At 73.4% G+C, this 361-nt stretch carries 1 protein-coding gene; it reads right to left on the reverse strand.

The window, feature by feature from the left end:
* Positions 1-361 (reverse strand): helix-turn-helix domain-containing protein (locus EAS64_RS43000; RefSeq protein ID WP_153227506.1); only part of this gene is annotated, 361 nt, incomplete at both ends.

Genomic DNA, 361 nt, shown 5'->3' on the forward strand with positions numbered 1-361 from the left:
GCGTCCCGGTCAGCCCGAACGAATCCCGGCACCTGCCCCGCTTCTTGACCCGCGGGAACCCCAGCCGGCGCCCCGGCCGCTCGCCCTTGTTCGACCTGGTGAACTCCCGCAGCGCCCGGTCCAGGTCACGGAACGCCTCCTGGTAGGCGCACTTGGAGTTCTGCTCCCACCAGGCCAGGGCCGGGTCGGCCTTCTTCACCTGGTTCCACCGCCTGTGCAGCTCCGCACCGGAACACCACCTGCGTTCCGCGCGGTAGCGCTCCAGGCACGCCGCCAGGGCCCAGTTCCAGGCGAACCGCGCCGCACCCGCGTGCGAGCGCAGCGCCCGCTCCTGCCCCCGCGTCGGGTCGAGCGCGAACCG

The organism is Trebonia kvetii (assembly GCF_007827045.1).
Taxonomy (GTDB): Bacteria; Actinomycetota; Actinomycetes; order Streptosporangiales; family Streptosporangiaceae; genus Trebonia; species Trebonia kvetii.